22 protein-coding genes and 1 tRNA gene are annotated in these 26235 nt (G+C 67.2%); 12 read left to right on the top strand and 11 right to left on the bottom strand.

Annotated features, from left to right (window positions below):
- Window positions 1-46: 46 nt before the first annotated feature.
- The 4 genes from IU448_RS11380 to cydC all read left to right on the top strand — a co-directional run bounded on the left by IU448_RS11380 (window position 47) and on the right by cydC (window position 6435).
- Complete coding sequence (locus IU448_RS11380) at window positions 47-1516, top strand: cytochrome ubiquinol oxidase subunit I (RefSeq protein WP_195055537.1); 1470 nt, start codon at window positions 47-49, stop codon at window positions 1514-1516.
- A 9-nt stretch (window positions 1517-1525) separates the two neighbouring features.
- Window positions 1526-2560: a cytochrome d ubiquinol oxidase subunit II gene (gene cydB, locus IU448_RS11375; RefSeq protein ID WP_195055536.1), complete on the top strand. Its 1035-nt coding sequence runs from the start codon at window positions 1526-1528 to the stop codon at window positions 2558-2560.
- A 6-nt stretch (window positions 2561-2566) separates the two neighbouring features.
- Entirely contained in the window at window positions 2567-4474 is a 1908-nt protein-coding gene (gene cydD, locus IU448_RS11370; protein WP_195055535.1) for a thiol reductant ABC exporter subunit CydD, read from the top strand.
- Window positions 4475-4554: 80 nt separating this feature from the next.
- Entirely contained in the window at window positions 4555-6435 is a 1881-nt protein-coding gene (cydC, locus tag IU448_RS11365) for a thiol reductant ABC exporter subunit CydC (protein WP_195056228.1), read from the top strand.
- A gap of 353 nt (window positions 6436-6788) precedes the next feature.
- Here the strand turns inward: cydC and IU448_RS11360 are convergent, their stop codons facing one another.
- From IU448_RS11360 to IU448_RS11335, 6 genes are all read right to left on the bottom strand, one after another.
- Window positions 6789-7532 (bottom strand): FABP family protein, encoded by a 744-nt coding sequence (locus IU448_RS11360; RefSeq protein WP_195055534.1) that lies wholly within the window; start codon window positions 7530-7532, stop codon window positions 6789-6791.
- 282 nt (window positions 7533-7814) lie between these two features.
- Window positions 7815-8120, bottom strand: a complete 306-nt coding sequence (locus IU448_RS11355; protein WP_195055533.1) for a DUF1416 domain-containing protein — start codon at window positions 8118-8120, stop codon at window positions 7815-7817.
- Window positions 8121-8125: 5 nt separating this feature from the next.
- Window positions 8126-8959 (bottom strand): sulfurtransferase, encoded by an 834-nt coding sequence (locus IU448_RS11350; RefSeq protein WP_195055532.1) that lies wholly within the window; start codon window positions 8957-8959, stop codon window positions 8126-8128.
- Window positions 8960-8969: 10 nt separating this feature from the next.
- Window positions 8970-9485 (bottom strand): DUF4395 domain-containing protein, encoded by a 516-nt coding sequence (locus IU448_RS11345; RefSeq protein ID WP_195055531.1) that lies wholly within the window; start codon window positions 9483-9485, stop codon window positions 8970-8972.
- Window positions 9486-9950: 465 nt separating this feature from the next.
- On the bottom strand, window positions 9951-10397 hold the full coding sequence (locus tag IU448_RS11340; protein WP_195055530.1) for a thioredoxin family protein: 447 nt from the start codon (window positions 10395-10397) through the stop codon (window positions 9951-9953).
- Entirely contained in the window at window positions 10394-11203 is an 810-nt protein-coding gene (locus IU448_RS11335; RefSeq protein ID WP_195055529.1) for an LmeA family phospholipid-binding protein, read from the bottom strand. Before IU448_RS11335 ends, IU448_RS11340 begins: the two co-directional genes overlap by 4 nt.
- A 331-nt stretch (window positions 11204-11534) precedes the next feature.
- On the opposite strand from IU448_RS11335, the gene IU448_RS11330 reads away from it, so the two are divergent.
- From IU448_RS11330 to IU448_RS11300, 7 genes are all read left to right on the top strand, one after another.
- Window positions 11535-12302 (top strand): winged helix-turn-helix transcriptional regulator, encoded by a 768-nt coding sequence (locus IU448_RS11330; protein WP_195055528.1) that lies wholly within the window; start codon window positions 11535-11537, stop codon window positions 12300-12302.
- An 89-nt stretch (window positions 12303-12391) separates the two neighbouring features.
- Window positions 12392-13264, top strand: a complete 873-nt coding sequence (gene mshD / locus IU448_RS11325; protein WP_228812926.1) for a mycothiol synthase — start codon at window positions 12392-12394, stop codon at window positions 13262-13264.
- Between the two features lie 319 nt (window positions 13265-13583).
- Window positions 13584-14693: a phosphate ABC transporter substrate-binding protein PstS gene (gene pstS, locus IU448_RS11320; protein ID WP_195055527.1), complete on the top strand. Its 1110-nt coding sequence runs from the start codon at window positions 13584-13586 to the stop codon at window positions 14691-14693.
- Window positions 14694-14781: 88 nt separating this feature from the next.
- Window positions 14782-15753 carry a phosphate ABC transporter permease subunit PstC gene (pstC, locus tag IU448_RS11315; RefSeq protein WP_228812922.1) on the top strand — a complete coding sequence of 324 codons (972 nt, stop codon included), beginning with the start codon at window positions 14782-14784 and terminating at the stop codon, window positions 15751-15753.
- Window positions 15753-16658, top strand: a complete 906-nt coding sequence (gene pstA / locus IU448_RS11310) for a phosphate ABC transporter permease PstA (protein ID WP_195055525.1) — start codon at window positions 15753-15755, stop codon at window positions 16656-16658. The genes pstC and pstA overlap by 1 nt, the downstream gene beginning before the upstream one ends.
- Before the next feature lie 19 nt (window positions 16659-16677).
- Window positions 16678-17454, top strand: coding sequence for a phosphate ABC transporter ATP-binding protein PstB (gene pstB / locus IU448_RS11305; RefSeq protein WP_195055524.1), 777 nt, complete (start codon window positions 16678-16680; stop codon window positions 17452-17454).
- Window positions 17455-17693: 239 nt separating this feature from the next.
- Window positions 17694-17894, top strand: coding sequence for a hypothetical protein (locus IU448_RS11300; RefSeq protein WP_195055523.1), 201 nt, complete (start codon window positions 17694-17696; stop codon window positions 17892-17894).
- Window positions 17895-18129: 235 nt separating this feature from the next.
- Here the strand turns inward: IU448_RS11300 and phoU are convergent, their stop codons facing one another.
- The 3 genes from phoU to dusB all read right to left on the bottom strand — a co-directional run bounded on the left by phoU (window position 18130) and on the right by dusB (window position 22850).
- Window positions 18130-18792 carry a phosphate signaling complex protein PhoU gene (gene phoU / locus IU448_RS11295; protein ID WP_195055522.1) on the bottom strand — a complete coding sequence of 221 codons (663 nt, stop codon included), beginning with the start codon at window positions 18790-18792 and terminating at the stop codon, window positions 18130-18132.
- Between the two features lie 79 nt (window positions 18793-18871).
- Window positions 18872-21058: an LCP family protein gene (locus tag IU448_RS29565; protein ID WP_324188569.1), complete on the bottom strand. Its 2187-nt coding sequence runs from the start codon at window positions 21056-21058 to the stop codon at window positions 18872-18874.
- A gap of 643 nt (window positions 21059-21701) precedes the next feature.
- Window positions 21702-22850, bottom strand: coding sequence for a tRNA dihydrouridine synthase DusB (dusB, locus tag IU448_RS11285; protein ID WP_195055520.1), 1149 nt, complete (start codon window positions 22848-22850; stop codon window positions 21702-21704).
- Window positions 22851-23290: 440 nt separating this feature from the next.
- Here dusB and IU448_RS11280 point away from each other — a divergent pair, with 440 nt between their 5' ends.
- Window positions 23291-23926, top strand: coding sequence for a hypothetical protein (locus IU448_RS11280; RefSeq protein ID WP_228812618.1), 636 nt, complete (start codon window positions 23291-23293; stop codon window positions 23924-23926).
- 190 nt (window positions 23927-24116) lie between these two features.
- On the opposite strand, the gene IU448_RS11275 is transcribed toward IU448_RS11280, so the two are convergent.
- Together IU448_RS11275 and IU448_RS11270 are read right to left on the bottom strand one after the other, a co-directional pair.
- Window positions 24117-25085, bottom strand: coding sequence for an acyl-ACP desaturase (locus IU448_RS11275; protein WP_195055519.1), 969 nt, complete (start codon window positions 25083-25085; stop codon window positions 24117-24119).
- A 363-nt stretch (window positions 25086-25448) separates the two neighbouring features.
- Window positions 25449-25524, bottom strand: a tRNA-Lys gene (locus IU448_RS11270).
- Window positions 25525-26235 lie beyond the last annotated feature (711 nt).

The following is a 26235-nucleotide window of genomic DNA, read 5'->3' as shown; positions in this document are numbered from 1 at the left end:
GGCACGTAACCTTGTACTACGACACGTTGTAGTACAGGAGGCTCGTGTGGACGCCCTGGATGTCTCGCGATGGCAGTTCGGCATCACGACCGTCTACCACTTCTTGTTCGTACCCCTGACGATCGGTCTGGCGCCACTGGTCGCCGGAATGCAGACCGCCTGGGTGATCACCGGTAAGGATCACTGGTACCGGCTGACCAAATTCTTCGGGAAACTGTTCCTGATCAACTTCGCGCTCGGCGTCGCCACCGGGATCGTGCAGGAATTCCAGTTCGGGATGAACTGGAGCGAATACTCCCGCTTCGTCGGCGATGTATTCGGCGCGCCCCTGGCACTCGAAGGCCTGGTGGCATTCTTCATGGAATCCACCTTCATCGGTCTGTGGATATTCGGCTGGTCCCGGTTACCGAAACTCGTGCACCTGGCCACCATCTGGATGGTGGCGATCGGCGTGAACGCCTCCGCGTTCTTCATCGTCGCCGCCAACTCGTTCATGCAGCATCCGGTCGGCGCCAGATACAACCCGGAAACCGGCCGGGCCGAACTGACCAGCATCGTCGAGTTGCTCACCAACAACACCGCGCTGGCCGCGTTCCCGCATGTGGTCGCCGGATCGTTCCTCACCGCCGCCACCTTCGTGGCCGGGATCGCCGGCTGGTGGATGGTGCGCAACGCGCGTAGCGGAGATACCGGCAAACTGGCCGAAGCGCGCACCATGTGGCGCCCGGCGGCGCGGGTATCGCTGCTGATCGCGGTGATCTCCGGGATCGCCCTGGTCTACACCGGCGATGTCCAGGGCAAGCTGATGTTCGAACAACAGCCCATGAAGATGGCGTCGGCGGAATCGCTGTGCCATACCGCGCTCGACCCGGATTTCTCGATCCTCACCGTCGGCACCCACAACAACTGCGACAGTGTCATCCACGTGCTCGACGTGCCGTTCGTCTTGCCCTGGCTGGCCGAAGGTCATTTCACCGGCGTAGAACTCGAGGGCGTCGTCGATCTGCAACAGGCCTACAACGAGAAATTCGGCCCCGGCGACTACCGGCCCAACCTGTTCGTCACCTACTGGTCGTTCCGCGCCATGATCGGCCTCGCCGCCGGTTCCGCCCTGCTGGTGTTCGCCGGCTTCTGGATGACCCGGCGTGGCCGGGTCCCCGATCAGCGCTGGTACTCGTGGTTGAGCCTGCTCGCCATCCCGACCCCGTTCCTGGCCAATGCGGCCGGGTGGGTGTTCACCGAGATGGGGCGGCAACCCTGGGTCGTGGTGCCCAACCCGACAGGCGACCCGAATCTGCGGCTCATGGTCCAGGACGGGGTCTCCGATCACGCGGCCGCTACGGTGTGGATCTCGCTCATCACCTTCACGGTGGTCTACGGACTGCTCGCCATCGTGTGGTTCTACCTCATGCGCCGCTACGTGCGGGAAGGCCCGCAACGGCCGTCCGAGGCGGCGTCCGACGGGACGCCCGATGCGGAAAAACCTGCCACCGAGCAGCTTTCGTTCGCCTACTAGGAGCCGGGGATGGAACTGCAAGAATTCTGGTTCGTACTGATCGGGGTGCTCTTCACCGGGTACTTCGTGCTGGAGGGTTTCGACTTCGGAGTCGGGATGCTCATGCCGGTACTCGGCAAGGGATCCGATACGCGGCGGCGGGTGGTGCTCAACACCATCGGGCCGGTCTGGGACGGTAACGAGGTCTGGCTGATCACCGCCGGTGGCGCACTGTTCGCGGCGTTCCCGGAGTGGTACGCGAGTATGTTCTCCGGTTTCTACTTTCCCCTGCTGCTGTTACTGGTGGCGTTGATCCTGCGGATCTGTGCGATCGAATACCGCGGCAAGATCGACGATCCGCGCTGGCGGGCGCGCTGCGACCTCGGCATCGGCATCGGTTCCTGGGTGCCCGCGCTGGCGTGGGGCTGGGTCTTCGCCAATATCGTGCGCGGCGTACCGCTGGACGCCGATAAACAGTTCACCGGCGCGATCGCGGGCTTGTTCAGCCCGTACGCGCTGCTGGGCGCACTCACCACCGGACTGCTGTTCGCCCTGCACGGTGCGGTGTTCCTGGCGCTCAAGACCGCGGGCGAGGTGCGCGCGGACGCCGTGCGGACCGCCCGGCTGCTGCTCGTGCCCACGACAGTCGTGGTCGGCGGTTTCGGCCTCTGGACCCAGCTCGCCTACGGGTCCGACTGGACCTGGATCCTGGTGGCGGCGGCGGTATTCGGGCTGCTCGGCGGGGCCGTGGCGTTGTTCGCCGGCCGCGACGGCTGGGCTTTCACCGGCACGGCACTCACCGTGCTCGCCGCCTCCGCGCTGCTTTTCGGCGCGCTGTTCCCAGATGTGCTGCCCTCGACCATCGACCCCGCGTTCAACCTCACGGTCGACAACGCCTCGTCCACGCCGTACACGTTGAAGGTGATGAGCTGGGCGGCACTGGCCGTTACGCCGGTGGTCCTCGGTTACCAGGCCTGGACGTACTGGGTGTTCCGCAAGCGGATTAGTGTCGAGCACATCCCAGCCGGTATCGGACTTTCCCCACGCGTAGCAAACGAGGAGTGACTTCTGATGGCCCGCCCGCCCGTGGACCCGCGTCTGTGGCGGTACGCACGCTCGGCCCGGAACTATCTGGTGCTCAGCGTCGGTCTCTCACTGCTGACCACGGTCGCCATCGTGGCCGCGGCGGTCCTGCTGGGGCGGGTACTGGCCGGTGTCATCACCGACCCGGGCCAGCGGACTGTGGCCGCCTGGCAGACCGAACTGGTGTTGCTCGCGGTGGCGGTCGCGGTCCGGGCACTGGCCGCCTGGTGGCAGGCGCGGATCGCGCACCGGGCCGGCACCCGGGTTGTCGCCGAACTCGAACAATCGGTCCTCGCCGCGGGCGCCGGCCTACCACCGCGCGAACTGGAATCCCGCCGCACGGAACTCGCCGTGGTGGTGAGCAGCGGGCTCAGCGGTTTACGGCCTTATCTCACCGGTTACGTTCCCGCCCTGCTGCTGGCGGTGCTGGTACCGCCGGTGGTGCTGGTGGTGATCGCTGCGCACGACCTCACCTCGGCCGTCATCGTGCTCATCACCCTGCCGCTGATCCCGATCTTCATGGTGCTCATCGGCCTGCTCACCGAGGGCCGCGCCCGCGCCACCCTGGACGCCACTACCCGGCTGTCCGATCAACTGCTCGACCTGTTCGCCGGTATGCCCACCCTGCGCGCCCTCGGCCGGGAAACCGGCACCGCCGCCGAAACGCCCGGCCGCACCATGAGCCGCCAGGTCCGGGAGCTGGGTGAATCGTTGCACCGGCGCACCATGAGCGCGCTGCGGATCGCATTTCTCTCCTCGATGGTGCTCGAACTCCTGGCGACCCTGTCGGTCGCGCTGATCGCGGTGGCGATCGGTATGCGGCTGGTGCACGGCGATATGAACCTGTACGCCGGGGTGGTCGCGCTGGTTCTCGCGCCGGAGGTCTATCTGCCGCTGCGCACCGTGGGTGAACGATTCCATGCGGCGCAGGACGGGATTGCGGCCGCCGAAAAAGCTTTCGCGGTCCTCGACCCCGCGGGCGCGGCGGCCGGGAATCGCCCGGTCGAGGTGATTCCCGACCGGGAACACTCGATGACCGCTGCCGAAGGCCGCGACGGTATCCAGGCCGACGATCCGCCCGTGCGCGGCGTCGCCGGGACAGCCGGCACCCCGGAGAGCGGTGCAGACCCCGACCAGGCAAGTGGTGGACACGAGCGGGCATCGGCGAAAGTGAGCGCCGCCGGCCCTGCCGCGGGTGGCGATGACAGCGTGATCGAATTACGCGACCTCACCATCGAATCCAGGGACGGCGCTGCGCCCGACGGCTTGTGGGCTCGGCTGCGCCCGGGGGCAGTCACCGCGCTCACCGGCCCCAACGGCAGCGGTAAATCCACCGTGTTGCAGGCGATTCTGGGACTGATCGAACCCACCCGCGGCGCGGTACTCGCCGGCGGTGTGGATATCCGTCGGCTGCCCGCGGAGCAGTGGTGGCAGCGGCTCGCGTGGCTGCCGCAGCGGCCGGTCTTGGTGCCGGGCACGCTGCGGGAAAACCTCGAACTGCTCGGCGCCACCGTGTCCGGGTCCTCGCGCCGCGGCGCCGCGCGGGTACTCAGCGAACTCGATGCCGCCTGCGCTACGACCGGTTTCGATGCGGTACTCGACTCGCTACCTGCCGGGTGGGATACCGTCGTCGGATCCGGCGGAGTCGGTCTCTCCCTCGGACAACGTCAGCGTTTGGCTCTGACCCGGGTATTCGCCGCCGGCCGGCCGATCGTGCTGCTGGACGAACCGACCGCCCATCTGGACTCCGACAGCGAGGCCGCGGTGGCGGCGGCACTGACCACCCTGGCGCGTACCGGTACGACCGTCGTGGTGGTCGCTCACCGCCCCGCACTGCTGTCCGCCGCGGACGAAATCGTCACGGTGCCGTCGACCGCTCAGCGGGTGGCCCCATGAACAACCAGATCTCGAACACCCGGCGACCGCGCCCTGCCGCAACGGTAGGAGGCGGGCGGCCGCTGCGCCGCTGGGTCCGGATGCGGTTGTTGTTCCGCGACGTCCGCCAGATGTGGGAGTTGCTGGAGATCCCCCGATGGCGGTTGGTGGCCGCGGTCGCGTGGGGCGTTCTGGCCCTGGGCAGCGGTCTCGGCCTGGCCGCGCTCGCCGCCTGGCTCATCGCTCGGGCCTGGCAGATGCCGCCGGTGCTGGATCTCACCGTCGCGGTGGTCGCGGTCCGGGCGCTCGGTATCTCGCGGGGACTGTGCCGATATCTGGAGCGGCTCGCCACCCACGATGTGGCCTTGCGCTCGATGACTGCCGCCCGCACCTCGGTGTATCGGGCGCTCGCGCGGGCGCCGCTGTGGTTGACCCGCCGTTCGGGAACCGGGTGCACCGCAACCGCCGGCACCCCCACCGCGGCAGGCGCCGCTGGACGCACCCTGCCCACCACGCCGGGCGCGCCCGGCCGGCTGCGTCGCGGTGATGTGCTGGTCCGGGTGGGCACCGATATCGACGATCTCGGGGCCGTGGTGGTCCGCACCTTCGTGCCCATCGCGGTGGCCGCGGTGCTGTCGATGGCCGCGGTCGCGCTGCTGGCCTTCATCTCCCCGGCGGCCGCGGCGATCCTGGCGGGCGCACTGGTCTTCTCCGGCGTCGTCGCGCCGTGGCTGTCGGCGCGGGCGGCGTCGGGGGCCGAACGAGCGGCCCGCGCCGACCGCGCGGAATTCACCGCGCACGCGCTCACGGTCCTCGACCACGCTGCCGAGCTCCGGGTCGCCGGGAAACTGGATACCGCCCTCGCGGCCGCCGCCGCGGCCGACGACCGGGTCCTCGCGGCCGAGGACACTGCCGCCGCCCGCACCGCGTGGTCGGCCGCCGCGACCCCGCTGGCGACCGGGGTCAGCGTGCTCGCGGCTCTCCTGATCGGGATCTCCCTCTACGGTCCGGACGGAGGCGCACCGGGGGCTATGACACCGATGGCGCTGGCCGTGCTGGTGTTGCTGCCGCTGTCGTCCTTCGAAGCGACCGGCACCCTGCCCGCCGCGGCTCAGGCTCTCACCGTGGCGCGGGCCGCGCTGCACCGGCTGCGTGCGGTCTCACCGGACCACCGGCCCGAACCGGTCGAACCGCCGTCCTCCGGCGACGCGGCGGCGGCGCCCGCCGATACCCGTAAACGCTTCGGTACCGGCGGCAACCCGCACCCCTTCCCGTATGCCGACAGTCGGGCCGACGGGGTGGTGATCGGCTGGGTCGGTGACGGCCAGTGGCAGATTCCGCAGCGTCCGCAGGCTGCACGGGTAGCGGTGGTCGGTCCCAGTGGTGCGGGGAAGACGACGCTGCTGATGGCCTGGGCCGGACTCTTCGACCACCCCGACGAAGAGGTGCGGTTCTTCGCCGAGGACGCCCACCTTTTCGGCACCAGCGTGCTGGAGAACCTGCGGGTGGCTCGGGGAGATCTGGACGCCGAAGCGGCCGAGCACGCATTGCGCACGGTCGGGCTGGGGGAGTGGCTCGACGGCCTGCCGGACGGCGTGCACACCGATCTCGTCGGCGGTGCGGCCGCCGTATCGGGTGGGCAGCGCCGACGGATCCTGCTCGCCCGGGCGCTGGTCTCACCCGCCCGGGTACTTCTCCTCGACGAGCCGACCGAGCATCTGGACGCCGTAGCCGGCGACCGGCTGCTCCGCGATCTGCTCGATACCGGCAGCGGGCTGGTCGAGCCGGGCCGTGATGTAGTGGTCGTCACACATCAGCTCCCGGCCGGCCATCGTGCCGGACTGGTCCTCACCGTGGACGAATCAGGCCAGGTCCGAGCGGCTTTTCCGGATGATGACGGTACTCATTACGCCGTCGACGAAATTCCGTTGCCGACCCCGCCACCCGCGGCTAGGTTCGTGGGTACACAAGGAAGGAGGTGATCCGACGAATGGAAATTCATAGGACGCGTGAGGTGGCTGTCAGCTGAGCGCTGTAGCCGGCTGTGCACGGATTCCGTTCACCCCTGTGCGCTGAGCGAATTCCAGGCAGCCACCCGGCCCCCGAGTCCCCGGTCGGTCCGATCGGGATCGGTCGCCGATCCACCGGCATCCGCCAGGGGATCGCATCCGATACGGCTCGGGGGTCGTTCCATATCCGGACAACGGTGGGGCCGATACGCGACGGCGGCTGCCAGTGCGCCCGGCAGCCCGCGTTGTCGGAGGTCTGCCGACCATCATCGAGCCGATCTCGGACCGTCGGCCCGGCCGTCGGGGCAGACCCGCGCTGGGGGAGATCAGCCGATATAGCGCTGTAGACGCGCCGAGAGCCGGGGCTCCAGCGGCCCATCGGCCACGACACGCTCCTCCACATACGCCAGGTCGCCGCCCTCGACGATCCCGTACAAGCGTTTGGCGCCGCCCACCACCGCACCGGTCTGGCTGCGGATGACCACATCGGTGGCCAGCTCCCAGGACGCCTGGGTGAGCGCCGTACCGTAGAAAAGTTCGACGATGCCCGTGCTGTGCGTGAGCAGCAGCTCCAGCACCTCGTCGTTCCCCTCGACCCCGACCCGCCAGAAACCACGCTCCCGCAGATCCGGGCCACCGTAACTGCCATCGGACTCGACGAACCAAGACCGCGAATCCCAGCTCAGATAGTCCCCACCGTCATGGGACACCACGATCTGCTGCCCGAAACGGTAATCACCGCGCTCGGGATTATTGCCCTCACCCTCACCACGCCACACACCGACCATCGGCAACAGCGCCAGCATGGCCGGATTCAGGTCCGGGCCGAGTCGCAGATTGGCCGTATCGTCGGGCAGCGGAAGGTCGGGGAGAGCGGGGATATTTCGTCCAGCGGTCGCCTTGGCGCGCTCGGCCGCATCGGCCACCGCCCGGTCGCCGCTCAGAGATGTTTGATCGCCGGCCGACCGGCCGTTCCCATTGCGGTCGGACGGCTCGGTCGCCGGCTCGCCGTTGCTGGTATCGCTCGCTCGCTCGGCCGGATCGGGACCCTCGCTCGCGAGACCACTCATGACTCGGTGAACAGCCGGTAGAAGACGTACAGGCCGAACCATCCGATGAGGATCGATACGGCGATCAGCAGAATCTCGAAGAAGAGGACCACTAGGTCAGTTTATGCGCCGCCTTCGGCGCCGCGGGGTCGACCCCCTTGGTCCCTGGCAGCAGGGACGGGGCGCCGCAGTGGTGTGCGGTCACGCGCAAGAGCACCGAACAGCATCCCGGATCGGCCACAGAGTGCGGAACGGCCCAGGACCGGCTCTTATGAGGCGGTCCTGGGCCGTTCGGTTCAGCTGCTACTTCGAGACGGTGACGTCCACGTTGTGGATGCCGGGGCCTTCGGGCTTCAGCTCGGAGGTGCCGTTACCCGCGGACGACAATGCCCGCAGGGTCCAGGTGCCGGGGGCCGCGAAGAAGCGGAAATCGCCGGTCCCGGAGGCGACGACCTCGGCGGTGAAATCACCGTTGCCGTCGAGCAGGCGGACGAAAGCGCCCGCTACGGGCTCGCCGTCGGTGCCGAGGACACGGCCGGTGATCACCGTTTCCTTCTCCACATCGACGCCGGCCGGGATGGCCTGGCCTTGGGTGGGTGCTGCGCACATAGTGGTTACTCTCCCAACTCGATCGGTGCGCCGACCAGCGAACCGTATTCGGTCCAGCTGCCGTCGTAGTTCTTGACGTTCTGATGTCCGAGCAGCTCCTGCAGCACGAACCAGGTGTGCGAGGAACGCTCGCCGATACGGCAGTAGGCGATGGTTTCCTTGTTGCCGTCCAGCCCGGCCGCTTTGTAGAGCTCGGCGAGGTCTTCGTCCGATTTGAAGGTGCCGTCTTCGTTCGCGGCCTTGCTCCACGGCACGTTGATCGCGCTCGGGATATGGCCGGGCCGCTGGCTCTGCTCCTGCGGCAGGTGCGCGGGCGCCAGGATCTTGCCGGTGAACTCGTCGGGGGAGCGCACGTCGACCAGGTTCTTGGTGCCGATAGCGGCGATGACCTCGTCGCGGAACGCACGGATCGAGTTGTCCGGCGCGGCGGCCTTGTACTGGGTGGCCGGGCGGGAAACCGCGTCACGGGAGAGCGGACGCCCGTCGAGTTCCCACTTCTTGCGACCGCCGTCGAGCAGCTTGACGTTGTTGTGCCCGTACAGCTTGAAGTACCAGTACGCGTACGCGGCGAACCAGTTGTTGTTGCCGCCGTAGAGCACGACCTCGTCGTCGTTGGCGATTCCGCGTTCGGAGAGCAGCGCGGAGAACTGCTCCTGGTTCACGAAGTCACGACGAACCTGATCCTGCAGGTCGGTCTTCCAATCGAGCCGGACGGCGCCCTCGATGTGCCCGCCCTCGTAGGCGGAGGTGTCCTCGTCGACCTCGACGAAGACGACGCCGGGGGTCTTGAGATTCTCTTCGGCCCAGTCGACGGAGACCAGGACATCGGAGCGAGCCATTTGTTTCCTTTCAGTGGTGACTAGCGATTCGGTTCGGTGCGGGGGATTCGGACAGGGAACGGAGGGCCAGCCGGGTGACCAGCGGGTACAGCTTGCAGCCGAGGCAGATACCGAACGCGGCATTGAGAAAGGCCGCGAACAGGGCGAACCCGGCGAAGAGCGCGCCCACCACCGAGACGCCGAGCAGGAAACCCAGCAGGCTCACCGCGGCGAACACGAAACCGAGCAGCTGGGCGAACCGCAGCGGCGCGGCAGGTTCGGTCTCGGTGGCCGGCGCCAGGCGTGGCACGACGAAACGAGCGTAGAGCAGGCCGTACGGATGCCGGCGCGGCCCCGACACCGCACCCAGCGCGAAAACGACGGCCTGGAACGCGATCGCCACCGTGGCCGCCGGCGTGGCGACGGCGGCCAGCAGCAGCGTGACCACCAGGACGGCAGTGGTGACCCAGGCAACGAAGCGGGGACCACGGATATCGACCTGCCCGGCGGCTGTCGCCGGGCCGCCGGCTGTAGTGATGGGGGGCATGAACGAAACTCCTGCGCTCGAACTGTTCGGCGGAATTCGGCCGGTTCGCCGGGGGAATGAATCGCTCGCGCGGACGAACCGTGGTCGGCGTCAGGAAATGAGCCGACCGCTCAGCGGCACAGGCAGCAACAACCACCGAGGCGGCACAGATCGACTGTGCGGCGACGGGTGAGCATCAGCTCGCGGTGGTGTTGCACAACGCGCAGTCTACCCAATCCCGCCGAGGAGCCAATGGGCAGGGGGCAATGCCCTGGTCAGGGCCCCTTACAGCAACCGCCGTCGAGCCGACCCCACACTTCGCCACACCAGCTCGGTCGCCATCCGTTGATGAGTCCCACCCGACCCCCGATCACCATGCCTCCCAGCAGCCCGTTCAACGGGCATCCGACGTCACGCTGCCGCGCGGTCGGTTGACGACGGGCCGGTCGCGCCGTCGGTCGGCGACAGGTCCCGACCCGCTCCGAACTACACCCCGGCCGTCAGCGGACTCAAAGCACTGCGCAGATCACTGGTCTTGGGCACCCCGGAGATCCGGAACCGCTCCCGCCCCTCGGCGTCGAAGACGAACGTGGTGGGCAACGAGAGCACGTTCAACGCCCGGGCCAGCGCCGGATCCGCATCGATATCGATTTCGACATCCCGTGGCGGTTGCGGCGAATCGGCCAGGTCCGCGGTGGCGTCGGCGACGACCCGGCGGACCGCGGCGCACGGCCCGCACCAATCGGCCGAGAAATGCAGAACAGCCGGCCCTGCCCCGGTGACACCGGCGGCTACCAGCAGTTCGTCGCGGGCGGCGGTATCGCGATCCAGGGTGGCCGGAGCCGTCCGTACCGATCCCTCGCGGTGGCGCAGGTAGAGCCCCACTGCCAGCCCCGCCAACAGCATTACCACCAGGATGGTGATCTCGATCATGGTCGCCGCAATCTGTTCAGGTCGATCGTCACATCTTCGCCCCGGCCTTCCACCACGATATGGCCGCCCAGTGCGGTGACCTCGGTGGGCCGGATCCCGAAGGGGAGTTCCTTGGTATCGATGGTACGGGTGAACATCGCCAGCACCGCCGGGATATCCGCTTCGTCGACGACCGGTTCCGACGGGACGGGAGAGAGTTCCTCGGAGTACAGGCCCGTGGCCACGATGCGTACCTGGTCACCGTCGAGCAGCAGGTCGGCCGCGACGCTGACCCGTTCGCCGGTGAAACTCGCGCCGAGCTGTCCGCTCGGGGCCTTCGGCAGTGTCCCGGTGAGCACGAGCGCGCCCGCGGTGGTCATCCCCGACCCGCCCGAGCCGCCGGTTCCGTCGGATTTGTCCGCGGGCCGCGAATGCACTTCGAGGTCGGGGATGCCGAACAACCGGCCGAGTTCGGTGGGTGCGACCCGCATCCGGACGTCCACCTGGTCCACCGGCAGGCTGCGTACCCGGCCGTCGACGAGGTCGCCGAACGGCAACCGCATCCCCAGCAGGGTGGCCTCGAGGGCGATTTCCCCAGGGATATCGGCGCGCACACTGTCGGCGTTGATCTCGATATTGTCGTAGCGGCCGCCGAGTGCCTGCCGCAGGAACGGGAACCCGTGGAAGGTGACTTCCGGGTCGGCACTCAGTTCGGCGCCGACTCGCAGCGATCGGGATACGCGGTATTCCGAATATGCGGCCGCGCCGAAATCGGCGACCACTGCCAGGCCGGCCAGGCACAGCAGTCCGATGATCAGCTTCCGCATGTCATGCACCCTAATGGACGCCCCGTACCGCCCGCCCGGGGTCCGGCCCAGGACAGCGGAGTCCCGCCGCGCCGGCGCGATCGGCGTCCGGTTCCGTGTCAGGTCTGACAGCGGTTGCGGCGACCGAACCGGCGCCCGAGACTGCGCCTCCGTTTTCGATAGGGGGCAGCCGGCCGAACATCGTCCGCAGTGTGCGGTTCACCCGAACCCGCGCCGCCGGAGGCGGCGCAGTGTTACAGCGCGCTAATCTTGCAGCCAACACTTGTGGATGAGCAACGTGGCGACGGCGACGAAGCTGGCTTTCGCGTAGCTACGAGATGGGAGGAGTGCCGTGGAGCTGCTCCTGCTGACTTCCGACCCGGACCCCGATTCGGTTCTGCCTTCGCTGTCGCTGCTCGCACACAGCGTGCGACCCGCGCCGACCGAGGTGGCTTCGTTGCTGGAGGCGGGTACCGCCGATATCGCGCTGGTGGATGCCCGGACCGATCTGGCCGCCGCGCGCGGGCTGTGCCGCCTGCTCGGCAGTACGGGTTCGTCCGTTCCAGTGGTGGCCGTGCTCACCGAGGGCGGTCTGGTCGCGGTGAACGCCGATTGGGGTCTCGACGATATTCTGCTGCCCGGTACCGGGCCCGCCGAGCTCGACGCCCGGCTGCGGTTGCTGGTCGGCCGGACCGGTGGGTCGGCCGGCCCGGAGAACACCGGCAAGATCACCCTGGGCGAGCTGGTGATCGACGAGGGCACTTACACCGCGCGGTTGCGTGGCCGCCCGCTCGACCTCACCTACAAGGAGTTCGAGCTGTTGAAGTACCTCGCGCAGCATGCCGGCCGGGTTTTCACCCGCGCGCAACTGCTGCAGGAGGTGTGGGGGTACGACTTCTTCGGCGGTACCCGCACGGTCGATGTGCATGTACGTAGGCTGCGGGCGAAGCTGGGCAGCGAATACGAATCGCTGATCGGTACGGTCCGTAACGTGGGTTACAAGGCGGTGCGCCCGGCCCGGTCGGCGAACAAGGGGGATACCGAACCCCGTACAGGTAACGGCGATCGTGAAGTCGCCGAGCAGGATTCGATGGCGCCGGTCAACGGTACCGCCCAGTGAGCGAGGCAGCTGTGTCCGATATCGAATTGCGCTGGATAGACGGTGCACTCGACGGTGGCGGCCACGAGTTCGCGGGTGGTGGCTCGGAGCTGTCCGGCGCGGTGAGTGCCCTGCTGGCCGCCGCCGCGGCGGCCGACGGTGTCGCACCGGTTTCCGAGCAGGGATTGCTCGCGCTGCGCGGCGATTCACCGGTCCGGCACCTGCTCGCGGTACGCGATGGTGCGGTGGCCGGGTACGCGGGCCTCACCCCGGCGCACGACGAACATCCCGCCATGGCGGAGGCCGCGGTGGCGCCCGCGCAGCGCGGCCTGGGTATCGGCCGCGAACTGGTGGCCGCCGCGCTCGCCGCCGGTGGCGGCGGGGCCCGGGTCTGGGCGCACGGGAAACTGCCCGCGGCGGAGGCGGTCGCCGATCGGCTGGGGCTGGTCGCCGCGCGTGAGCTGTGGCAGATGCGGCGATCGCTGGCGACTCCGCAGCTGCCCGCGGTGGAGGTTGCGCCCGATATCGTGGTGCGTCACTACGCCGGCCCGGCCGATGACGCCGAACTGCTGCGCGTCAACAACGCGGCCTTCGACTGGCACCCTGAGCAGGGTGGATGGACCGAGGCGGAACTGGCGCAACGCCGGGCCGAGTCATGGTTCGATCCGGCCGGCCTGTTCCTGGCCTTCGCGGCGGACGCTCCAGGGCGGTTGCTGGGTTTCCACTGGACCAAGGTCCATCACGACGAGAACCCCCCGGCCGGTGAGGTCTACGTGGTGGGTATCGACCCTGCCGCGCAGGGCCGTGGGCTCGGCCGGCTGCTCACGTTGATCGGCTTGCACCATCTGCGGGATGCGGGACTGGATGAGGTACTGCTCTACACCGAGGCCGACAACACCGCGGCCGTGCGCACCTACAGCCGTCTCGGTTTCGGCCCGGCACATATCGATATCGCCTACGCGGCGCCGGCCGGGAACGGATAGGGCCGAGGAGCGCGGTTCGCGCTGTCGGCAGGCACCGACCGGCCGGTGGCCGGCCAACCTCTGATTGCGTCCGCTCGGCGGCATTCGGGAGTGCGGCGAGTAACAGCGCGGCAAATATCACACATATCGGGCGCAGTACCGCCGCCGGTGTTCACTTTCCGTTCACTCACCCTGGTCCGGCTGTCTACCGACGGGACCTAGGTTGATTCTGGGCGGTCGTAGGCCGCCTGGTGTGCAAGTTCCCCGCGAACGGCCGCACCGACACACCCGCCCGGGCCGGTGAGGGACCGGGCGCGTAGGACGTATCCGGAGGACTGGAGTGAAGTTCAAGCGCAGCAGCGCCATCGTCGGCGTTCTCGCCGCCGCGATCCTGCCGTTGGCTGCCTGTGGCAGCGACGACAACACCGGCGCGACCGGGGTCGAAGCCAACGCCGACGTCCAGTGCGGCGGCACGGAAGCTCTCAAGGCCAGCGGTTCGTCGGCGCAGAAGAACGCCGTCGAGCGTTTCACCGCCGCCTACGAAACCAACTGCGACGGCCAGACTCTCAACTACACCTCGAGCGGTTCGGGCGCCGGTGTGAAGGAATTCCTCGGCGGCCAGACCGATTTCGCCGGGTCCGATTCGCCGCTGAGCGAATCCAAGGGCGAGGTGGCGAAGGCCGCCGAGCGCTGCGCTTCGCCGGCCTGGAACCTGCCGACCGTGTTCGGTCCGATCGCCATCACCTACAACGTCGCCGGTGTCACCGACCTGGCCCTCGACGGCCCGACCATGGCCAAGATCTTCAACGGCACCGTCAAGACCTGGGATGCGCCGGAGATCAAGGCGCTCAACCCGGACGCGCAGCTCCCCGCCGAGTCCATCAAGGTCATCTACCGGTCGGACGAGTCCGGCACCACCGACAACTTCCAGCTCTACCTCGATGCGGCCTCCGAAGGCGCCTGGGGCAAGGAAGCCGGCAAGGTCTTCAACGGCGGTGTCGGCGAAGGCGCCAAGGGCAACGAGGGCACCTCGGCCGCGGTGAAGTCCACCCCGAACTCGATCTCCTACAACGAGTGGTCCTTCGCCAAGGCGCAGAACCTCTCCCAGGTCCGGGTCATCACCTCCGCCGGCCCCGAACCCGTCGAGCTGACCTCGGAAACCGCGGGTAAGGCCATCGACGGTGTGAAGATCAAGGGCGAGGGCAACGACCTGGTGCTCGACACTTCGTCGTTCTACAAGCCCACCGAGACCGGTTCCTACCCGATCATCCTGCCGACCTATGAGATCGTGTGCTCGAAGTACGCCGACGGTGAGGTCGCGACCGCGGTCAAGGCATTCCTGACCTCTGCGGTCACCAACGGTCAGGAAGGCCTGGAGGACAACGGCTACGTCCCGATCCCGGAGAAGTTCAAGACCAAGCTGACCACGGCGATCAACGCCATCTCCTGATAGTGCGAATATGACAGTCAACCCAGAGGTAGCCTCCGCGGGCTCGTCCACCGGGGCGAGCCCGCGTAAGGCCGGAGACACCGCATCCATGTCGAGCGAACCGAACAAACCGCCGTTACGCCCGAAGGGCGGCGGGCACGGCCGGCGGGCCGAACTGGTTTTCAAATCGCTGGCCGTAGCCGCCGCCGCGATCATCGTGGGTTCGATCGCGTTGATCGCGTTGTTCCTGCTCATCCGCGCGGTGCCTTCGCTCGGGGCTGACCAGGTGAACTTCTTCACCAGCACGGAGTTCAACACCGGCGACGCGGACAACCTCCGCTTCGGTATCCGTGACCTGCTCATGGTGACGGTGTTGAGCTCCGCGTTCGCGCTCCTCATCGCGGTGCCGATCGGTGTCGGTATCGCGCTGTTCCTCACCCGCTATGCACCGAAACAACTGGCCCGCCCCTTCTCGATGCTGACCGATCTGCTGGCCGCGGTGCCCTCGATCGTGTACGGCCTATGGGGTCTGCTGGTGCTGGCGCCCTACCTGAAACCGGTCCAGCATTTCCTCAACGACAACCTGGGCTGGTTCTTCCTCTTCGCCGACGGCAATGTCTCCATCGCCGGCGGCGGCACGATCTTCACCGCCGGTGTGGTGCTGGCGGTGATGATCCTGCCGATCATCACCTCGGTCGCCCGGGAAGTCTTCGCGCTCACCCCGACCGCGCATATCGAGGCGGCACAGGCGCTCGGCGCGACCAAATGGGAAGTCGTGCGGATGACCGTGCTGCCCTACGGGCGCAGCGGCGTCATCGCCGGTTCCATGCTCGGTCTGGGCCGGGCGCTCGGTGAGACCATCGCGGTGCTCATCATTCTCAAGACATCCGCGGATGCGGGCGGCTGGTCGCTGTTCGACGGTGGCTTCACCTTCGCATCCAAGATCGCATCGGCCGCTGCCGAGTTCAGCGCGCCGCTGCCGACCGGCGCCTATATCGCGGCGGGTTTCGTGCTCTTCGTGCTGACGTTCGTGGTCAACGCGCTGGCCCGGTTCGTGGCCGGCGGAAAGGTGAACGGCTGATGGCCACCATGACCAAATTCGATCAGCCGATCAAGGCGCCGACTTTTCGCGATGTGAGCACCGCGCGGAAGGTCAAGAACAATATCGCCACCGGGCTGTTCACCCTGTGCTTCCTCATCGCGCTCATCCCACTCGGCTGGGTGCTGGGCATGGTGGTCGCCAACGGGTTCGAGGCGATCGTCTCGCTGGACTGGTGGCAGAACTCGCAGAAGGGCATCCTGCCCGACCAGACCGGCGGTGGCGTCTACCACGCGATTTACGGCACCATCGTCCAATCTGCGGTGGCCGCCGCGATCGCGGTGCCGCTGGGCATCATGGCCGCGATCTACCTGATCGAATACGGCACCGGCCGCTTCGCCAAGGTGACCACCTTCATGGTCGACATCCTGGCCGGTATCCCGTCGATCGTCGCGGCTTTGTTCGTCTTCGCGCTGTGGATCGCGACTCTGGGCTTCCCGCAGAGTTCCTTGGCGGTCGCCTTGGCGCTGGTGCTGCTGATGCTTCCGGTGGTGGTGCGCAACACCGAGGAAATGCTCAAACTCGTCCCCGACGAGCTGCGTGAAGCCTCCTACGCGCTCGGTATCCCGAAATGGAAGACGATCGTCAAGATCGTCATCCCGACCGCCCTGCCGGGCATGATATCCGGCATCCTGCTCGCGCTGGCCCGCGTCATGGGCGAGACGGCGCCGGTGCTGGTACTGGTCGGCTACAGCAAGTCGATCAATATGAATATCTTCGACGGCAATATGGCATCGCTGCCGCTGCTGATCTACCAGGAACTGGCGAACGCGGAAGACGCGGGACGCCAGCGCGTATGGGGTGCGGCGCTCACGCTCATCCTGCTGATCGCACTGCTCTACCTGGCGGCCGCGGGTGTCAACAAGTTCCTGATGCGGAACCGATAAGGCGGAAACGGAAAAACAGATGGCCAAGCGCATCGATATCAAAGACCTGAACATCTTCTACGGCAAATTCCACGCCGTCGCGGATGTCTCGCTGAACGTCTTGCCGCGCAGCGTGACCGCCTTCATCGGCCCCTCCGGCTGTGGTAAATCCACCGTGCTGCGGTCGCTGAACCGGATGCACGAGGTGACCCCGAACGCCAGCGTATCGGGTGCCGTCATGCTCGACGGCGAGGACATCTACGGCTCTCAGGTGGACCCGGTCGGCGTGCGCCGCACCATCGGCATGGTGTTCCAGCGCCCGAACCCGTTCCCGACCATGTCCATTCGCGACAATGTGGTGGCCGGTCTCAAACTCCAGGGTGTGCGCAACAAGACCGAACTGGACGAGGTCGCGGAACGCTCGCTGCGGGGCGCGAATCTGTGGAACGAGGTCAAGGATCGCCTGGACAAACCGGGCGGCGGACTCTCCGGCGGTCAGCAGCAGCGGCTGTGCATCGCCCGGGCGATCGCGGTGTCTCCGGATGTGCTGCTGATGGACGAGCCCTGTTCGGCGCTGGACCCGATCTCCACCCTCGCGATCGAGGACCTGATCACCGAGCTGAAGAAGGAATACACGATCGTCATCGTCACCCACAACATGCAGCAGGCGGCGCGGGTGAGCGATAAGACCGGTTTCTTCAACCTCGAGGCCCAGGGCAAACCGGGCCGGCTGGTGGAGATCGACGATACCGAGAAGATCTTCTCCAATCCCGGTGAAAAGGCCACCGAGGATTACATCTCCGGCCGTTTCGGCTGAGCCACCGGCATCGAGGAAGGGCCCGCGGGAACGGATCCCGCGGGCTTCCCTGTCTTTGCCACACAGCCGCGATCCGACCGTTTCGCCACCGAGCCCGCAGCCGCCTCTGCGCTGCCCGCCTCGTGTGGGTCGGGACGAATCATTGTAACCGCCAGCATGTTTCGATACGCTGTGTAGGCCGGGGGGGAAAATTACACGACGACCTCCGCGCAATTTGTTCGAGCGAAGGAGGATTCGTGATGGCAGTACGACTGTTCACCAGTGGATTGCTCGGTGTGGCGACGATCTTGGCTACGACGTTGCTGGCCCCGCAGGCTGCGGCAGCACCGACAGATCCGTGCAATGAGCATACGGTCGGCAGCACTCGCCACGAGGGCACGACGAAGTGGCTGTGCTACTCGTATGGCCAGGGCCGGTACGGATGGATCGTGGTCGATTAGCGATGACCGGCCGATGAACAACGTCGGGATGCACCGCTAGCACCCAGGTGCTGCGGTCCGGCGGTGTGAGGCCCGCCGGTCGGTCGCTGCGCTCCCTCTCCTTGTTCGCTCCAGAACCCGGGCGGGTCCCGCCCGTGAACGGAACGAGGAGGAGGTCGGTGCTCAACCTGCAGATGTGAGTGTGGTCCGAGTTCATTCCCGGGCCACACTCATATCTCGTCCGATTCCGGCCGGATCAGCTTTCGCTGTCGGTATCGGGGGGCAGTTCGCCTGTTACCAGGAAGATCACCCGGCGGCCGATTTCCACCGCGTGGTCGGCGAACCGCTCGTAGTAGCGGCCGAGCAGGGTGACATCGACGGCGGGCGCCACCCCGTACTTCCATTCCCGGTCCATGAGCAGGGTGAACAGGTGGCGATGCAGATCGTCCATCGCCTCGTCGTCCTGGTTCAGCTGCGCCGCGCGTTCGGGGTCGCGGGATTCCAGCACTTCCTTGGCACCCTGGCCCATGCTGACCGCGATGCGGCCCATCTCGGCGAAATAGCCGTTCACTGCCTCGGGCAGGGCGTGGTTGGGATGCCGGCGGCGGGCCACTTTGGCCACATGCAGGGCGAGCGTACCCATCCGGTTGACGTCATTGACGATCTGGATCGCACTGACCACCTGCCGGAGATCGCCGGCGACCGGAGCCTGCAGGGCGAGCAGCGCGAACGACTTCTCTTCGGCGTCGGCGATCATCTCCGCGATCCGATCACCTTCGCCGATGACCTGCTCGGCCAGGGGCAGGTCGGCCTGGAGCAGAGCCTGCGTGGCGCGATCCATGGCCGAACCGGCAAGACCGGCCATCTCGCCCAGCAGGTGGGCGAGATCGGCCATTTGCTCGTTGTAGATGACACGCATGAAACAGAAGACTAGTTCGCTGCACTGTCCACGTCACCAACACCGGGTGAACAACCCGGTGAGCAGGTTGTTCCGGTGGTCACGGAGCGGCGCAGGGATCGTCTGCCGCGTTGACATGCTCCAGATCGCTGGGCAGTTCCACCGGCTCGGTGCTGGCGGGCGGCACATCGGTGATGAGGCTGCCGACCGGGGTGGGCTCGTTCACGATCTGCTGGTAGTCCTCACCGAGGACCAGTTCGACAATGCTGTTCAGCGAATCGTCGACCTCCATCGTCGCGCCCGGGATCGCGCTAGCAACCGTGGCCGCCTCGGCTTCGTGCCCGGTCGAATAGCGGACCTTGGTCTCGGCCGCGTTGCCCTCCGTGTAGTTGCCGACATTGTAGATGCTGAATCCCACACCGGCCAGCTCGCTGGCCGTGGAACTGGCCAGGCCCGAGAGACCCGAGCCGTTGGAGACCAGCAACGAGAGGGTGCTCGGATCGACTGCAGTGAGCGACGGCGGGACCGGTGCCTCCGAGGTGGGGGGCGGAGCGGGCGCCGTCTTCTCTCCGGGGAGGGGCTGGTCGTCGCGGATCGCCTGGAAGATCGCCTGGATATCGGAGGTGCGGGGAATCTCGTTGCCGTAGGAGGTCGTGCCCGCGGTGGGAACGGTCAGGAAGGTCACCGCTCCGGATTCCAGGTCCTGTAGCGATTTGCCCAGCATCAGCAGGTCGTTGGGCTCGACCCGGTCGACGAAGGTTGCCTTGGAGAACGCCTGGATGAACCCGTTCAACCGGCCGGGATCCAGCAGCATTTTGCTCGACAGCGCACCGCGCAGCAGCGAGGCGAGGAATTTCTGCTGCCGGTTGATCCGGTCGTAGTCGCTGCGCTCTTCCCCGTACACGTGGCGGGCTCGAACATAGGCCAACGCGGTGGCGCCGTTGATTCTGTGGCGGCCTGCCGTGGGCAAGATCGTGCCGAGGAGTTCGTCCTCGAGCGGTTTGGAGACGCACACCTCGACGCCGTCGACCTTGTCGACCATCTGTTCGAAGCCGGCGAAATCGATACCGATGAAGTGGTTGATGGTGCTACCCGTCAGCCGCTGGATCGTCTTGACCAGGCATTCCGGTCCGCCACGCGCGTAGACGGCATTGAGTTTGTCGCTTGTGGCGGCGGGGATGATCTCGTCGGTGTAGCCCGGCTTTTCGTTGTCCCACATGACGCATTCGGGACGGGTGACGTCCAGATCGCGGGGAAAGGACACGATCACGACCCGCTGCCGGTTCTTCGGGATATGCACCAGCATCGTGGTGTCGGCCCGAGCGCCCTCGGCGTCCGCCACGGTGCCGGCCCCGACCTCGGCGTTGTCCCCGGCGCGGGTATCGGTGCCGACGATCAGATAGTTCTCGTCACCGAGCTGAGCCTGCGAGTCGATGACATCGTCTTCGTTTTCGGCGAGCGCCGAAACCTGCGTGAAGCTGTTGCCGGTGGCGCGCAGATAGCTCCAGCCGCCCCCGGTGATCAGCAGCGCCAGCACGGAGAGAAACGCGACACCGGCGCGTGCCGCCAGGCGTAGCCGTTTCTCGCGCCGCGTCCGGGGCGCCGCCCGCGGTTTCGGTTTGCCGATGGCTGCGGGTTCGGCCGGCCCCGAGGTAGGCCAGCCACCGGTATCGGTTCGACCGCCGATACGTGTTGCGTCGTCGTCGTCGAGGGGCGGCAGCACATCGGTGGCGTTCTCGTCGACCGCGGCCGCTGCGCCCTTGTTGCGACGGCCGAGTGTGCTGCGTGATTGCCGGGAGCGTTTCGCGGCCCGGCCGGTATCCGGTTGCGGGGCACCGTGCTCCGCATCGGGCGGCTGGGAAAGCGCTGTCGTCGGCTCGGGCTCCGCGGCCGGTGCGGAACGCCGGTTGTTCGGCGGCGGCTTGCGGGGAGCGTCGCGGGCCGGCTCGACGGGCGGCGGGGGTACGGCCGCACGGCCTTCCGTGGGCGGCCGGGCCGGGACCCGGCCGGGCGGGGGGTCGCTGTCGCCCCGGGGCGCGGGATCCGTGGGCCGCCCCGGCGGACGAAGCGGCCCGGCCTGGTCCCCGCCGGAGCGCGGGCCGGGCGGGCGGGTGGGTGCCGGGTGGTCGCCGGTGGCCCGCTGAGTGGGTGGACCCGGTGGCTGAGACCGCGTCGCCGGGGGCTGTGCACGATCGGGGCGGCGCTGCGCCGGGCTGCCCGGTGGTGCAGGGCGCTGCGGTGGGCCGGGCTGCGCCGGGGTTCCGCCGGTGGCATGCGGTCCGGGCACGTTTCCGGATGGCGGGCCGGGAGGCCGGCCGCCGGGCGCGACCGGCGGCCGTGCGGTCCGGCCGGTCGGCGGGGCGGCGGGGCCGGAAGATTCCGGCCTCGGTCGCGGATCGGCGCCCTGGCGCGGCGGCGGGCCTGCGGGCCGAGCCGGACGGTCCGGCGGCGGTTGTGCCGGTTCGGGTGAAGCGTGCCGACCCGTTTCACCCGGGCGGCGCCGGGCCGTGCGTTCGCTGTCCACCCGATCGACCAGGTCCTGCACCGTCAGCGGTGCCTGGTCTGCCGGCGGCTCGGGTTGCCGTTGCCGCCGCGCCCCTCGTGCGTCGTCCATTTCGGGGGGCTCTGCCGTGGGATAGCGCTCCCACGGTGCGCGACCTCCGGGCCGTGGTGAACGCCCGTTCCGATCGTCACCCACCAATGAACCTCGCTCTTTCGCAACTCGCTGCCACCACAGCTGTGCTCCAAAGGCTGTGGCGGGATTCCGCAATGATAACGATTTCGCCACTGAGGGCCACTCGGACATCTCGAACGCATCTCGAGCGGACGGCGGCGAAGGTAATGCTGGAAAGTTGCCTGGGGCTATGTTTTCACGCGCCGACCGGTGGATTCGGCTTCCGCGGTTCGGCGTGTCGAATGGCTCGAACCGGTCAGCCGCCGCTGTGCATCACATCTGCCGCGGCCGGGACGGTTCTGTCGTCCGGATCGTCGAGCCAGCCGTGCGGCAGCGCGACCTTGCCCGGGGAGCCCTGCCGGCCCCGGGGGCCTTCGGCGTCCTTGGGGAATGGGACAGCGGGGTCGAGCTGCGCGACCAGACCGTCGAGTTCGGTGAGCGAGGAAACCGTGGCGAAACTGCGGCGCAGGTCGGCCCCCAGCGGAAAGCCCATGAAATACCAGGCCATATGTTTGCGCAGATCGCGCATGCCCTTGTCTTCGCCGTGATGTTCGGCGAGCAGCCCGGCGTGACGCGTCAGTATCCTGCCCACTTCGCCCAGGTTCGGCGGGACGGGGGCGGGTTCGCCGCGCAGGGCGGCGCTGAGTTCCCCGAACAGCCAGGGCCGGCCCAGGCAGCCGCGGCCGACCACAACTCCGTCGCAGCCGGTCTGCGCCATCATCGCGACGGCGTCACCGGCACTGAAAATATCTCCGTTGCCCAGCACGGGGATGGTGGTCACCGCTTCCTTGAGCCGCGCGATGGCCGACCAGTCCGCGGTACCGGAATAGCGCTGGGCGGCGGTACGCGCATGCAGTGCGACCGCCGCGGCGCCTTCGGCCTCGGCGATACGCCCGGTATCGAGATAGGTGCGGTGGTCGTCATCGATGCCGATCCGGAATTTCATGGTCACCGGGACACCGGCCGGTTCGGCCGCCCGGACCATCTCGCGGACGATCGCGGCGAACAGATTCCGTTTGTACGGCAGGGCGGCGCCGCCGCCCAGTCGCGTCACCTTCGGGACAGGGCAGCCGAGGTTCATATCGATATGGTCGGCCCAGCCCTCGCCGACGATGATGCGCACGGCCTCGCCGAGCGTGGCCGGATCCACCCCGTACAACTGCATGGACCGTGGCGATTCGCCCTCGTCGAACGACATCATGTGCAGGGTTTTCTCATTGCGCTCCACCACGGCGCGCGCGGTGATCATCTCGCAGACGTAGATCGCCGTAGGGCTGCCGAACTCGCGGCAGAGTTTCCGGAATGCCAGGTTCGTGATCCCCGCCATCGGAGCGAGTACCACCGGCGGGTCGACCGGGTAGGGGCCGATCCGCAAACCTGTCTCCTGTTCCAACTCTGCCTGCACGAGGATCCATTTTCCCTGCTGCGGGGTCCGGCGTCACTATCGGGTGTCTCACCGGGGTGACGTCTGTGCCGAACAGGTCGGTCGGACAGGTCCGCCGATGCGTACCGAGGTGGGCGCCGGTGGACGGCGCCATGGCCACCGCTAGCCTGCTGGAAAGTGAATCGCCCCGTGTTCACGGCCCCACCCGGGCTCGCGACCACGGTGAATACGTTGCGCCGACGTCACCCGCCGGCAGCGGATCGCACCGCCGGCGGCGACGCAACCGAGCCCCGCAGTGCGCGATCCGCGCGACAGAACACAGCGACGCCCGACGCGAGCGAATCCGGCGGGCAGTACCGGACAACGCCCCCGGTGGCAGGACAACCGACAACCGGCCGTTTCCGCCGGTGCGCCCCGGAAAACAGACCGACCGGGAGCTGAGAAAAGAGGACCACAACACCATGGCCGACCAGACCGAAGACCCCGGCAGAAAGCCGGCCGACGCAACCACGCCCCCGGATGGTTCCGGGAAAACGGACGCCCCCGCCAAGGCGGACGCCGACAGCCGATCGCCGGGCACGGTATCGATCCAGGTATCCAGCCTGGTCCGCGGCGCGCTCATCGCCGTACTCGCCGTGGTGGCGATCGCCTTCGCTGTCCTGTACTTCACAGCCCGTGGTGACCTGGCCGACCGCGACCAACGCGCGGCCGATGACCGGCACGCCGAACAACTCGCCACGGAATACGCGGTGGGCGCGGCCACGGTTAACTTCCAGGCCCTCGACGCCTGGATCACCGCACTGAAACAGAACACCACTCCCCAGCTGGCCGGCAAATTCGACGAAACCGCGCCGAAACTCGAGCAGATCCTGGTTCCGCTGCAATGGACCTCCACGGCGACCCCCATCACCGCGAAGGTCATGTCGGAGCAGGACGGTGTGTTCAAGGTGAACGTTTTCGTCAACGTGACCTCGACCAACGCGCAGAACCCGGACGGCACCCAGACGACGGTGACCTACACCGTCACCCTGGACGAGAACGCCGGCTGGCAGATCACCGACGTGGGCGGAGTGGACGGCGCTCTACCCATGAACTGAGCTGTGTTTATTTTGCGCCGCCTGCGGCGGCGCGGGGCCTCGCTGGACTCGGCTCCGCCGCTGGCGCGTTCGGTTTGCTGTGTGCTGATGCGTCAGGTGGGGGTCCGCGCAATGCGGTGCGGGGGTGGACGCGAATGAGACCGCCGGGACCATCCCGGCGGTCTCATTCGTGGCATGAGTGTTGCTGTCGTCAGCTGGTCGCGGAGGCGAGGGCCTTCTCGCGCTTGGCGGCCTCGCGGGCGAGCATCCGGTCGCGCTGTTCCTCGAATTTGACTACGTCCTTGGACAACTTGTCCAGGAAGTTGCCCAGTCGCTCCCGGGTTTCCTCACCGCGGGCAGTGAAATCGGTACGACCGAAGATATTCCATTTCTTGAGAACCGGCTGAACGACTTCTTCCAGGTGCTGACGCAGATCGTAGATTCCGTGCTTGGCCATCAGGACGCCGTTGCGGCGGAAATTGGGCATTCCCGCACCGGGCATCTGGAAGTTCTCCAGGATCAGGGTGATCGCGTCGAGCGCCTGGTCGGGGCAGAGGTCCAGAGCCGCGCCGCACATATTGCGGTAGAAGATCATGTGCAGGTTCTCGTCGGCCGCGATTCGCTGCAGCATCCGGTCGGCGATGGCGTCGTCGCAGACCTTGCCGGTGTTGCGGTGCGAGACGCGGGTGGCGAGTTCCTGGAACGTCACATAGGCGACCGAGTGCAGGAATCCGGCGTCGGCCTCGGCGGGGGAGGCGAAACCGTTGGTCATATGGATCATCCGGGCCTGTTCCAGTGCCACCGGGTCCACGCCACGGGTGACCACCAGATAGTCACGCATGACAATGCCGTGGCGGTTCTCCTCGGCGGTCCAGCGTCCGACCCAGGTTCCCCAGGCGCCGTCCTGAGAGAAGTTCTCGGCGATTTCCCGGTGATAGGAAGGCAGGTTGTCCTCGGTGAGGAGGTTGGTGATCATGGCCGCTTTGGCGACCTCGCTGAGCTTGGACTGTTCGGGGTCATAGTCCACGCCGCCGAGCGCGGCGAAGTTACGCCCCTCGTCCCACGGGACGTAGTCGTGCGGATGCCACTCTTTAGCCAAGGAGAGGTGCCGGTTGACGTTCTGCTCGGCAACCGGCTCCAACTCTGTGAGCAGCTCGAGTTGAGTCAGATCCCTTGCCATGTGATCAAGCCCTTCATATGTTGCGTTGGTGCGGGTCACCTGATGTAGACCGTTGCCGATGCGGCCATACCTTACGGCACCGTAGGTGTGATGCGAAACGCATCCAGCGGACAGAGAGTGCACGGTGGTGTACGGCTTCTGCCATCGGCTGTCACAGCGAGTGTATGACCCGAAGCTCGGTTATGGGCATATCGATGGCCTTCCCATTTGCGTTAGCGGGCGTGGGAAACAGCACATCCCGAATTGTGGCAGGTCCGTGGCCGATTTCGGTCACAGTGTCCCGGGTCGGGAACCTGGGCGAAGTCACAACGGGCCGGTGCCCGGGACGAGAGCGGGTTCCCGGTCGTGGACCGGGAACCCGTGTGGTGCCCCCACCAGGGCTCGAACCTGGGACCTGCGGATTAAAAGTCCGTAGCTCTACCAACTGAGCTATAGGGGCGCGGGCGATAGTGTAATGGGAAGACGGCTCCAGCACGTAATCGGGTGGTTAAGCTGGTGCTTTGTGTCACTCGTTGCGGTTGCTTCCGGTGTGCCGGCTTCGGCGGCGGGCGTCCGCGGGTGTGGCGTCGGGCGAGGTAGCACGGTTGTGTGGCCGGTTCCGGGCCGTTCGGCGATCCAAAACCGTACCACCGGGTATTGAAAAACGGTACCTCTGGCATTGTTGATACAACGGGTGGCACGATACGATCCAAATATGTTGGATACCAATGCCTTTGGATCGGTAAAGGCGGAATTCTCGCGAATGTCGGGTCTCGGGGCGGATTTCCCGGGGTGTCGGCGGTCCGTGATCGCCCCTGGGCGAGGTGGTATGCACCGAGGGATGGGAGCGGCCGGCTGAACTCCGGTCCGAAACCCGTCCCGCCGGGCGAACATCCGGTGTTCCCCGTTTCGATTCGATCGGTCATTCGGGATCCGGCGAGCCATGTCGTGTTCGCGAAATCCCTTTCGCGAAATCGTAGACGGCTCTATCGGTTTACCGCGTGTCGGTACCCGATTCCGAGTACGGTGGCGATTCGGCGAATTCGGGGTGTCACTTGGATCGACGCTGCGGGAGGCGGATCGGGGACGAAGCAGAGCGCGGCGGAGTTGCCCGGATGCGCACCCCCTGCGGCGCACCCGGGCGTTCAAATTATACCAGCCGGTGTGTTTC

Source organism: Nocardia flavorosea, from assembly GCF_015477805.1.
GTDB classification, from domain to species: domain Bacteria; phylum Actinomycetota; class Actinomycetes; order Mycobacteriales; family Mycobacteriaceae; genus Nocardia; species Nocardia flavorosea_A.
Note: the sequence above shows the minus strand (reverse complement) of the source record. Positions and strands in the feature narration are given on the sequence as shown.

What these genes read in the sequence shown, in the direction of transcription:
- cydB (WP_195055536.1), top strand. Translation starts at nt 1,526, where the DNA reads ATGGAACTGCAAGAATTCTGGTTCGTACTGATCGGGGTGCTCTTCACC.
- cydD (WP_195055535.1), top strand. Translation starts at nt 2,567, where the DNA reads ATGGCCCGCCCGCCCGTGGACCCGCGTCTGTGGCGGTACGCACGCTCG.
- cydC (WP_195056228.1), top strand. Translation starts at nt 4,555, where the DNA reads ATGCGGTTGTTGTTCCGCGACGTCCGCCAGATGTGGGAGTTGCTGGAG.
- IU448_RS11360 (WP_195055534.1), bottom strand. Translation starts at nt 7,532, where the DNA reads ATGAGTGGTCTCGCGAGCGAGGGTCCCGATCCGGCCGAGCGAGCGAGC.
- IU448_RS11355 (WP_195055533.1), bottom strand. Translation starts at nt 8,120, where the DNA reads ATGTGCGCAGCACCCACCCAAGGCCAGGCCATCCCGGCCGGCGTCGAT.
- IU448_RS11350 (WP_195055532.1), bottom strand. Translation starts at nt 8,959, where the DNA reads ATGGCTCGCTCCGATGTCCTGGTCTCCGTCGACTGGGCCGAAGAGAAT.
- IU448_RS11345 (WP_195055531.1), bottom strand. Translation starts at nt 9,485, where the DNA reads ATGCCCCCCATCACTACAGCCGGCGGCCCGGCGACAGCCGCCGGGCAG.
- IU448_RS11340 (WP_195055530.1), bottom strand. Translation starts at nt 10,397, where the DNA reads ATGATCGAGATCACCATCCTGGTGGTAATGCTGTTGGCGGGGCTGGCA.
- IU448_RS11335 (WP_195055529.1), bottom strand. Translation starts at nt 11,203, where the DNA reads ATGCGGAAGCTGATCATCGGACTGCTGTGCCTGGCCGGCCTGGCAGTG.
- pstC (WP_228812922.1), top strand. Translation starts at nt 14,782, where the DNA reads ATGTCGAGCGAACCGAACAAACCGCCGTTACGCCCGAAGGGCGGCGGG.
- pstA (WP_195055525.1), top strand. Translation starts at nt 15,753, where the DNA reads ATGGCCACCATGACCAAATTCGATCAGCCGATCAAGGCGCCGACTTTT.
- pstB (WP_195055524.1), top strand. Translation starts at nt 16,678, where the DNA reads ATGGCCAAGCGCATCGATATCAAAGACCTGAACATCTTCTACGGCAAA.
- IU448_RS11300 (WP_195055523.1), top strand. Translation starts at nt 17,694, where the DNA reads ATGGCAGTACGACTGTTCACCAGTGGATTGCTCGGTGTGGCGACGATC.
- phoU (WP_195055522.1), bottom strand. Translation starts at nt 18,792, where the DNA reads ATGCGTGTCATCTACAACGAGCAAATGGCCGATCTCGCCCACCTGCTG.
- IU448_RS11280 (WP_228812618.1), top strand. Translation starts at nt 23,291, where the DNA reads ATGGCCGACCAGACCGAAGACCCCGGCAGAAAGCCGGCCGACGCAACC.
- IU448_RS11275 (WP_195055519.1), bottom strand. Translation starts at nt 25,085, where the DNA reads ATGGCAAGGGATCTGACTCAACTCGAGCTGCTCACAGAGTTGGAGCCG.